The organism is Streptomyces griseorubiginosus (assembly GCF_001514195.1).
GTDB classification, from domain to species: domain Bacteria; phylum Actinomycetota; class Actinomycetes; order Streptomycetales; family Streptomycetaceae; genus Streptomyces; species Streptomyces griseorubiginosus.
Genome location: NZ_KQ948747.1, coordinates 1 through 10,857, shown reverse-complemented (window position 1 = coordinate 10,857; position 10,857 = coordinate 1). Strand labels below are relative to the sequence as shown.

1 protein-coding gene is annotated in these 10,857 nt (G+C 71.0%); it reads right to left on the bottom strand.

Annotation, left to right across the window (positions count from 1 at the left end; genetic code table 11):
* Window positions 1-10,779 (bottom strand): hypothetical protein (locus tag AQJ54_RS39175; protein WP_211278631.1); only part of this gene is annotated, 10,779 nt, incomplete at its 3' end.
* Window positions 10,780-10,857: the final 78 nt, after the last annotated feature.

Here is a 10,857-nt window from a genome sequence, read left to right as displayed (position 1 = left end):
TGCCGCCGCGTTCCGCGCCGCCCACCAGCGTTCGCCATAGCCCTCATCGCGACCCTCGCCACCCAGCCGTTCCACGCCGTCCAGCACCGCTTGCGGCACACCGCCAGGCGCCCCCGCGTACCGCCGCGGCTCGACGCGCGCCGACTCCACGAGACCGGCAGCGCCCTCCGTCCCCTGCACGGCCACCGCTCCCTGCACGCTGTCCGGCGCCATCGGCGCCCCACCGAACCGGGCTGATGGCACCCCAGACCCCTGTGCAGGCGCACTCACCAGAAACTGGTCGAGCCGGTAGCCGGCAGCCGCATGGGCGGAGGCGGCCTGCAGCATGGCCGACAGAGCGGCACCGAGCGGAGGATGCGGCCGTCCCGCGTAGAACTGGCCGAGGATTCCCGTGAGTCGACCGTAGGTGAGTGGTTCCGTGTCGCCGACGCCGGCACGCAGGGTGTCCAGCGCGGCGAGTCCCGCCATCAATCGGCCGTACGTCGCATCTCGCGGGCCGAACCCGGGCTCGCCGAGGGCGAGGCGCAGCGCACGCACCCACCGCAGGGCCCGCTCGGCGCCGAGCCCGTCCGCCCGCAGGTCGCCCGGAAGAAGGCTTGCGGCGGCGGTCAATTCCTCCGCACTCGGCTCGGGGTGGAAGACCAGCAAATTGGCGCCCGAGGGCTGATGGATGTCGTCCACGATGAGCCGTATACGTTCCGGCAGGCCGGGTTCGGCTCGTCCGTAACCGACCTCAACATTGGCGCCGGCCACAGGCCTGCCCACGATGTTGGCCATGGTCTGGCCGACCAGTGGCCGCTCCAGGCGGTCCGCCAGCGGGTAGTCGGGGTGGGGTACCGCCAGCCAACATGCCTCGACCAGGACGACGTCCTCCTCGCCGAGAGCCTGGACGCTGGCCCGGCGGCCGTAGTACCCGGCGATCTCCTCCAGGCTGGCGGGCTGTACCGAGCCATCGGGGAAGGGCAGTCCTCCGAGTCTGCCGTTGAAGTGGAAGACGGCAAGGTACTTGGGATCGAAGGGCAGCGGTACGGGATCACTCTCCCGCACGAGCCTCTTCCCGCCATTGGGCAGGTTCTCCGCTTCGACATACGTGAAGTACCGCGGCTCGACCGGTAGTCCCCCTTCGAACCACCTCTTCACTTCGTCGAAGGTCCACAGGATCCGTCCGAAGGTCTCCTGCCCGTCCGAGGTGACCACAGTGGTCGACAGGAGGGCGGTATCCCGCACCTGGTTGCCGAGGACCGTACGGGTGATGCCCGGCTCGGCGGATGGGCGCAACCCGGGATCGCTGGGCACCCAGGCGGAGGTGAACCCCACCAGGGCCACGGCTGCCGTCCCAGTGGCGTCGGGCCGCTTGTCCAGCCCGGCGTTCGGGCCCCAGACCCGCACCCCCAGGACGTCGGCGACGATTCGCGGACCGTCCACGGTCTGGGCCGCGACGGCCTGCGTCAGCATCACCACGTCGGCCCGCTCCGGCCGCTTCACATCGTGGCGCACCAGCTCGGCGAACTCGTCCCAGCTGTTGACCGCCAGCGGATTGCCGACCCCGTCCGATACGTAGATGTGGTCGAAGGAACCGAACGCCGACAGCAGCCAGTGCTGGCCCGGACGGGCATCCCACGGGGTCTCTATGCCGTGGCGCAGCAGACTGCCGTCGGGTGCAAGCCGCGCATACCTGCCCAGGTTCACGCGGGGCATGTCGCCGGTCCAGTCACGCCCCACCAGGTTTCCCCGGGTGTCGTACATGAGCGAGCGATCCGCCAGCGCGCCTCGCCGCTCCAGGTCGAACGCACCGACCGCGGCCAGGCTGTGCGCCCGCCCGGCTCCCTCGGCCGCGGCCACCAGGGCGTGCAGCTCGTCGAACGTCCGGTCGTCCAGCGGCCCGGCACCGCTCAGGTGCAGCAGCCGCCGGGCCAGCCCGACCAGATCCGCTCCCGGAGCCAGCCGCGCCAGCACAGCCCGAGCCTTGTCAACCACGGAAGGACCCTCAATGAGGGCGTTGGGGAACAGCGGCCTGGCCCGCGTCGATCGGCCCGCCACCGCGGACGCCAGCGACGACGGGCCCGGCTGCGACGCCAGCGTGGCAGCCGCCTGCTGGGCAGACTGCTCGGCCGGGGCCGAGTGCTGGGCGGACGGCGCGCCGCCGCGCAGGCGTCGGCCCGCGGGCCGGGTCTCGCCCGCCGTCACCGGACGGACCCGGATCTCGGCACTCGGGTCCTGGACCAGGTCCAGCACGATCTCCTGAGCGAGCAGATTCAACGTCGCCTTCTTCAGGCCCTGACGCGCCCGCAGATACGGATAGCCCTTCTGCAGTTCCCCGGTCGTAAACAGATTCGGCGGAAGGTTGTTCCGCGCCAGCTCCTTGTTCAGCTCGGCCAGCAGAATTCCGGCGCCGGCATCGTCCAGTTCTGGCGGCGGCTCGTGCTGCCACCACCAGATGCGGTCCGTCCCCGTATCGGACTCCCAGGGCGCCTCCGGCTCGGACCAGGCGACCGCGCTCTTCCCCTTGCCCTTGCCCTTGCCCGGCGCCGACCAGGGCATCTGCGTCTGCACAGACACCGGCCACTTCGGCGCCGCCGCCTTCCCGCCCCGCAGACGGCGGCCGGCGACGCGCGGGCTCCATGGCGCGACCTCAAGGGGGCCGACGCCCGGTGCGGCGGCGATGGCGGGACGGGTGTCGGCGGTCGGGTCGGCGGCGACGATCCACTCGAACGGCTCGTGCTGCGCGTCCTGCGCCCGCAGGTGCGAGGTGACCAGGACCTCGGTGTCCCACGGGAACATCGCCTGCCGCAGACCGGGACGACCTGAGGCGAAGGACACGTCACGCGCCGCCGACGCCTGGACCTCTACCACCGTCCGCTGGTAGCCGGCCACGGGAGGCACCGTCGCCAGCGCGTCCTCCGGAGTACGCAGGGCGAGCTGGAACGCCGGGATGACCAGTCTCTGCGGCACCGCGGCCGAGTCCAGGTCCCCCGAGGGCCAGTAGACGCCGACGTAGACAGGCTGACCCGCGGGCAGGTGCGGCAGCTTGGCCAGCGCCTCGGCCAGCATCCCCGCATGCAACGGAATCCAGGACCGTACCGTGGGCGCCAGTTCCGCGGCGCGCCGGACCAGCCGCTCCCGCGCCTGCCCGTACCGCGGGTCGTTCGGGTTCCGCAGCGCGGGGTCCGCGCTCAACTGCAGGAACGGGGCGTCGTCGGCGAGCAGGTACGGGAAGTCCGCCGATCCGCGGTCCACCATGTCCTCGACGACACGCGGCAGCTGCGCGGCATTCATCTCCGCGCGGGTGAGCAGGTCGTGGTCGGGCTGATGGGTCGCCAGGAACAGCGCGGTCAAGTGGGCGGGCATGAGACGGTCGAGCGGCGATTCGGAGTGCTCCCGGACCCACGCGTCGACCGCGGTCCGCCGTTCGGCCCACGTGCCCGCACCCACCTCATGCGCCAGGTCCGACGTGACCGGCGGCAACTGCCCGGTCGTCGCCCCGATGGCCCGGACGAGTCCCTCGGGCACCGTCAGATCGCCGGTGGTCTGGGTGGTGAACCCAGGGTGGTACATCTGGTGGTGCGGCGGCAGCCACGCCTCGCCGTACTGTGCGATGAGGTCGTCCCAGGCGCCGGTGATCGGGACCAGGTTCCTGCGCACCCAGTCGTAGATGTCCACGGCGTCGCCGAGCAGCGCGTCGCGCAGGCCGTCGAGGGCGATGCCCCGATTGTCGTCGGCGACTGTGCGCGAGTAATCGTGGAGAACCGCGGCAAGCGTACGCCCGGTGGACCGTCCCAGGGCGATGGCCGCCAGCAGCAGCTTCCGGTCGTCCACCGTCTCGTCGTTCGGCCGCTTGAGGACGATCTCCCGATAGGCGTCGAACAGCGGCGCCATGCTGCGGAACTCACCGCTGCCCACCAGGATGCCGCGCTGCGCGAGGAATTCGGCCTGTTTCTGCCCGTCTTCTGCGAGGGTGTACGTGCGTTCCGTGCGGAGGGCGTGGACCGCGGTGTCGATCGCCGCCATCAGGTTCACGAGCGTTCTCGTGCCCTGCGGAGCGACCACCGAGTAGCCGGAGCGGTTCAGCTCGTAGGTCAACTCGTCGGCGAGAGCGAGCAGTTCTGGGCTGTTGACCGAGGCGTCGAAGATCGCGGCCTCGTGGTTCTCAGCTGTCTGCTGCCAATCGGGGGTCTCGAACAGTCGGTGACGTCCGGATCGCCGACCACCGAACGGCAGGCCGACGCGCTCGTGAGCGGCCGGAGCGAGCGCTTTTCTCTGGAAATGCAGCCACTCCGCATCCGGCCTGCCTGCTGCGCTGTCGGCGTAGATCACGCTCTGCAGAGTCGAGAGGACTTGCATCCCCGACTCTCCGGTCGCCGCGGTGACCGAGCCGCCCGCACGCCGGTTCGCGGCGTTCTGGGCGAGTGACGGAACACCGGCCTCACCGCCCGAGGCGGCGTGGCAGACCAGAAGCAACTGGCGTTTGGCGGGCGCGAGGGTGTCCGCGAGGCGGCCCGCCAGCCCACCGCTCACCAACGCGGCCCCCTCCGGGCCGAACACATACCCGGTCGCGCGTTTGCCGTGGGAGGCGAACACGACGAATGGCGGCTCATCGGTCGTGAAACCTGTTGCGACAGGAGGGCTCACAGGGCGCCTCTTGCCGTCCTTGCCGTAGATGACGTAGTTCGTGAGGTCGGGTAGGTTCGAGAAGGTCCGCCGCCAGGCACTCCATTCGAGGACACCGTCAGCGGAGTGTCCGATGACCGCTCGACTGCCGGTCTTCGTCTCGACGCTTATCGCCCGGAGCATGTACTGCTCCTGCCATGCCGCCTTGGTTTCCTCCTGGACCTGCTCCAGGGAAACCAGGAAATACTCCCGGCCCGACGCGAGATCGCGCACCCGCTCCCACTGCGTGGGCCGGAACAGGGCGCCATCGGGGAAGGCCGCCTGCTTGCCAGGATGCCGCGCGAAGGGCCCGAACTCCCTTACCCCCACCGGCTGTTCCACCTGGAACACCACCGGCGCCGACCCCGACCGGTCGGAGTCCAGGAAAGCCTGCTCCATCGCGGCCCGGCTATCGGACGTTGCCTGGAACAACCGCGGAACGCGCACCGGCTCGGACGAGGGCACGAAGGCGGCCGGCGCCTGCGCGGCCCACCACACCCGTCCCTCCGCCTCGGGCAAGGTCAGCAGCGCCCGACGCGCCATCTCCGCGTGCTGCGCCAACTCGGCCACCAGGTCATCGGTGGCCAGCTCATGAGCCAGCCGCGCCAGCCGCTTCTGTGTATCCGGCTGGGCCTTCTGGGCGAGCCGACGCACCCGCCGATCGCGGAGCATCACGTAGGGCAGTTCCACCACCGGCGCACCCTGGTCCATCCCCTCGAGCAGCGACAGAATCCGCCGTTCCAGCTCCGCCCGGCCCTGGGCAGGGGGGACGGCCGTCACCGTGTGGTCCATCAGCAGCGCGTCGGCGCCGCCCAGCAAGTGGAAAGCGACCAGATAACCGGCATAGGGAGCCCTGGGGTAGCGGCGGCGGTGTTCCTGCATCCACTCGATGAAGGCCCAACGGCGCTGCTGCCACAGGTCCCTGTCCTGCCGCGAGCCCACGGCAATGGACATGGCATCGGAATTGAGATCCCCCCGCAGGGTGTCCAGTTCCACCTCTGTATCGATGAGGCCGGGGTACAGCAGGTCTTCCGCCCACGCTTCGTATCTGGTCTCGTGCGGGAGCCGGCGCCCAGCCAAGTCATGGCCTTCGGAGTCGAAGATGAACGGGGCCAGACCATAGAGTTCGGCGGCATCGGCCTCCACCGAGCCGGCCGTGCTCACGTCCGGCTCCATCCTCCGTGGCGGCACGGCCATGTCGGTGTCGACCACACCGGCCCGCTGCGCCGCGCCGAGCCATTCCACGAGTGTGGGCACGTCAGCCCAATCACCGGGCTGATTCTGCTGGCCCTGCAACAGTTTCGAAGCGATCGCGGCGTTGCGGAACACGACAGCGTGCATGTCCTGCCCTGTGAAGTCGCCGGTCCGCGCGCCGAGACTGGCGACTCCGATACGCCCGTGTACCAGCAGCAGCCTTTCGAATGCCACCAGGCGGGCTGCCTTAACGTCCGAGAGGTTCTCGGCGACGGGATAGCCCAGTTCGTGCAGTTCCCGGGTCAACTCCGGGTGCACAGGCACCACCTGCAGTTTGTTCCGATCGGCGTAGAACTCCGCACCTCGCTCGACCGCGTCCATCACGGCGGTCAGCGAGGGCAGCTTCTTCCCGTCCTTCTCGTCCGTCACCAGCAGCGCATGCAGGTCATCGCGCAGCTGTTCCACGGAACGGCCGTCCTGCGGGAAGAACTCCCGCGGCTCCTCACCCTGCGGGACCAGCGCGGCCACCTGCTTGATGAGCGCGTCGAGGGTGGCCTGCGCGGCGTGCAGCAGGTCCGCGGAGCCCGCCATCGAGAGCCCGACCTGCTTTTCGTAGCGCAGCGCCGCCTCGACCCACTCCTCCCAGTCTTCCTCGTCCTCCCCGAAGTACAGGCTCGGGAACAACGCCTTGGCCTGCCGCGACTGGCCGGCCTCCACCGCGGACGGCAGCGACGACGGGCCCGGCTGCGAGGCCAGCGAGGCAGAGCCCTGCTGGGCCGGGGCCGAGTGCTGGGCGGTCGGCGCGCCGCCACGCAGGCGTCGGCCTGCGGGCCGGGCCTCGCTGGCGGTCTCCGGACGGACCGGGATCGCGTAGGAACTGAAGGTCGCCCCCACGAGGGCCGGCTGGGACGGTCCGGGCACCGCCTGCGTCTGCGGGGTCGCGGGCTGCGGACCGTACACGACGCGGCGGGTGTTCGCGGTGCGGTCGGTGGCGGCGACCGACTCGTATGGCCGGCCGTCGGCGTCCGGCATCCACCCGTAGGACGTGACCTGGATCTCGGTGTCCCAGGGGAACATCGCCTGCCGCAGGCCGGGACGGCCGGAGGCGAAGGACACATCCCGCGCCGCCGAGCCGTCCACCGCGATCACCGTCCGGTGGAAGCCGGGCCGGGAGGTGTCCACCGCGGCCAGCGCGTCCTCCAGAGTGCGCCACGCCGGCTGGAACGCCGGGATCGTCATGAACTCCGGCATGGGGGCGGCCGCCGCCCCCGGAACATCCGGCCAGTGCACCGCTACGTACACCCGCTCGCCCTCGGGCAGGTGCGGCAGCCTGCCGAGCGCCTCGCCCAGTATGCCCAGATGCAGCGGGATCGAGTCCCGCGCCTTGTCTGCCAGCCATCTCGCCCGCTGGACCAACTGCTTGCGCACCTCCCCGTGCCGCGGATCGCCCGGGTCGCTCAGCGCGGGGTCCTGGCTGAGCTGCGCGAACCGGCTGTCCTGCGTGAGCAGGTACGGGAAGTCCAGGACGCCGCCCGCGGAAGCGGACGGGCCGTCGGTGTGGGCACGCAGCAGGCGCTGGTCCGGCTCGTGGGTTGCCAGGAACAGCGCGGTCAAGTGGGCCGGTCGCAGGAGGTCCAGCGGTGAGCCGCCGTGCGTCCGGACCCACGCGCTCACAGCGGCCTGCCGATCGGCCCAACTGGCCGCGCCGGCATGATGCGCCACGCTCTGCGTCCCGGGCGGCATCTGGCCGGTCATCACACCGATGGCCCTGACGAGGCCCTCGGGCACCTTCAGGTCGCCGATAGGCCCGGCGGCGAACCGGGCCTGGTGTGTCAGGTACATCCGGTGGTGCGGCGGGAGCGCACTTTGGCCATGGCGGGCCACGAGGTCCTGCAAGCTGCCGATGTGCGGCGCCAGGTTCCGCCGCACCCAGTCGTAGACGTCGGTGACGTCACCGAGCAGGGCGTCGCTCAGACCCGCCGTGCTGACGCCCTGAGGGGCGGCGGTGCCGATGGCGTAGTCGCCGATGACCTGGGCGAGGGTGGCCGTCCGGGTGAACAGCCGCCAGGCGATCGAGGCGAACGCGGGGTGGGGCATCCGGTGGTGGGCGGGCTGCCACGGCTCGTCGTACCGTTTCGGGAGGTCCTCCCAGCTGCCGGTGAATGGCGCCAGGGTCCTGCGCGCCCAGTCGTAGAGGTCCACGGCATCCCCGAGCAGGGCGTCTCGCAGTCCCGCCAGGTCGATGCCGTGGTTGTCGCCGCCGACGTTGCGTGCGTAATCCTCGAGGACGTCGACGAGAGTGGCGGTGCCGGTGGACAGCCGCCAGCCGATGACGGCTGCCAGCAGTCCGCGGTGGTCGTCGGCCGCCGTGGTGTCGGGCTGCCGGTCGAAGACGACAGCCCGCTGCGCCGCGAACAGCGCCGCCATGCTCCGCTGTTCACCAGTGCGCACCAGCAGGCCGCGTTCCTCCAGGTAGGCACGGCGCTCAGCGCCGTCCCCAGCCACGAGGTACACGCGATCGTCACGGGTGGCGTGGTCGATCGCGTTCATCACGTTCACGAGCGTCGACTCGCCCTGCACGATCACCGGGCGTCCGGCGCTGCGCAGCGCGGCGGCGAGTCCGCTTGCGAGACCGGCCAATCCGGGGTTGGCTGCGAGCGCGGCCCCGAGGAACTTCTCGTACTGCTCCGCGATGTCCTGCCAACTGCGGTTGCCGTTGCCGAACCACCGACGGTGCCCCGGCCTCCGGCCGGCGAAGGGCAGAGCGGACCACAGCTCTGCCGCCACAGGCACCGGCTGCTTGCCGAACTGCAGCCACTGCGGGTCCGGGCCGCCCTTCTCACCCTGGACGTAGACCAGGGGCACCGATCTGCCGGAGGTTGCTCCCGTGACCACCACGGCGTTCCCCGCGATGACCCTGCCGCCCCGGCCCCGGTTCGCCGCCGCCTGGCCGGAGGACCGGGCGCCCTGGGCGGCGTAGCAGACCACGAGCAACACGTCCTGGGTGACCGGGTCGCGGCCCGTCAGCCGCGTCATCCGGTCGGCGAGCCGGGCGGCCACCGTGCCGCTCCCGTACGCGAGCCCCTCACGGCTGTACGCGGCCATCACGTCGTTCGACAGGCCGTGTGTTTCGATGACAACGGCTTTCGGACGGCCCACGGAGTCGAATCCCGAGGCGACAGGGGGCGTGGGCAACGTGCCGAAGCTGCCGTCCTTGCTCCGGACCATGTAGTCCATGACCCCGGGCAGGTGGACCATGTGCCACGAGAACTCGGGCCACTGCGAGCTGTTGATGGCGGAGTATGCGAAGGGGATTCCGCTGTCGGTGCTGACCAGCCGGACGACGGGGTCCGCACGCCACACCGGCCCGTCGGTCCGATCCACCTGCTCCAGCGGAATGCGGAGGTACCAGCGCTGCCACTGCACGTCCCAGACCCACTGCGGCTTCAGCGGACGGAACTCCACGTCGTCCGGGTAGGCCGCGTGGTCACCCGGTCGCTGGGCGAACGGCCCGAACGCCCTCGCCCTCGACGGCTGCTCCACCCAGTAGACCACCGGCACGCCCGAACCCGACCGGTCGACGGCCTCGAACGCGTCCCGGACCGCGGCCCGGCCGTCCAGCATCACCCGGGACAGCGCAGGCCTGGCGAACACGCCCGGCTGGACCGACCCGTGTGACGGTCCGGGCACCGACTCTCCCCACCACACCGGCCCTCCGGTCTCGGGCAGAGTCAGCAGCGCCCGCCGCTGCATCTCCGCGTGCTCCGCCAACTCTGCCATCAGCTGGTCCGAGGCCAGGTCGTCAGCCAGCGAGGCGAGATGCTGCGGCGTGCCCAGCGCCGGGTGCGCGGCCAGTTCGGCCACCTCCGCGTTGCGCCGCATCACCAGCGGCAGCTCCGCTTCGTCCGCCCCCTGGACCAGCCGTTCCAGCCACCCCAGAATCCGGCCGCGCAGGACGCTCTTGCGGGCGGCGTGGGGAGCGGCGTCCAGGCCGAGGAGCGTCAGCGTCGCGTCGGGACCGCCCAGCAGGTACAACGCGATCAGATGGCCGACAGCGGCGCCCTGGTAGTGATGGCGGTGCTCCCGCAGCCACGCGATGAAGGTCTCACGGCGCTGCCGCCAGCGGTCTAGGTTCCGTTTGTCGGGCCAGAACGTCACGGTGCCGGAATCGAGATCGTCGATCAGGTCGTTCACGACCGGGCCGTCACCCGAACCGTCGAAGTCCAGTTCCAGGAGGTCGGCGGCCATCTGCGCGTACCGCTTCTCGTGCGGGAACCGGCGCAGTGCCGGGTCGATGCTCTCGGGGCTCAGGAGGTAGGGCACCAAGCCGTGCAACTCGGCCACGTCCGCCTGCACCACGACGGAGTCGCGGAAGTCCGGTTCCATCCACCGCGGCGGCACGGCCATGTCGGTGTCGACCACGCCCGCCCGTTGCGCCGCGCCGAAGAGTTCGGCCAGCGACAGCCGCCCGGCGAACATGGCGAACACAGCACCGCGGAAGGCAACGGCGTTCGCGTCTGCCCCGTCCCATGCGCCGTACAGGTGGCCACGGGAGACGACACCGATCCGCCGGTGGACCAGCAGCAACTCCTCCACGTACCGGATCAGCGCCGCCCTCTCGCCGTCCGGTGTGGCGGGTACGGGATGGCCCAGCTCCGACAGTGTCCGCGTCAGGTCCGGGTCGACGGGCGGCACCGTCAGACCATGGAGGTCGGCATAGAACCGCGTGCCCGCGGCCACCGCGGCCATCACGGCCTCCAGCTCGGGCGCCTTGTCCTCGTCCCACTCCAGGAGCGCGTCCAACTGGGCGGTCAGCTGGTCCAAGGGGCGCCCGTCCCCCGGGAAGAACACCCGTGCGGCCTCGCCCGGCGGGACCATCGGGATCACCTGCTCGGCGAGGGCCGCGAGGGTGGCCTGCGCGGCCTGACGGTACAACACGCGCTGCCGCAGCACACGGCAGACGGCGGTTTCATACCCCCGCGCGAGCCGGAGCCAGTAGTCGCGATTGGCGTCGGT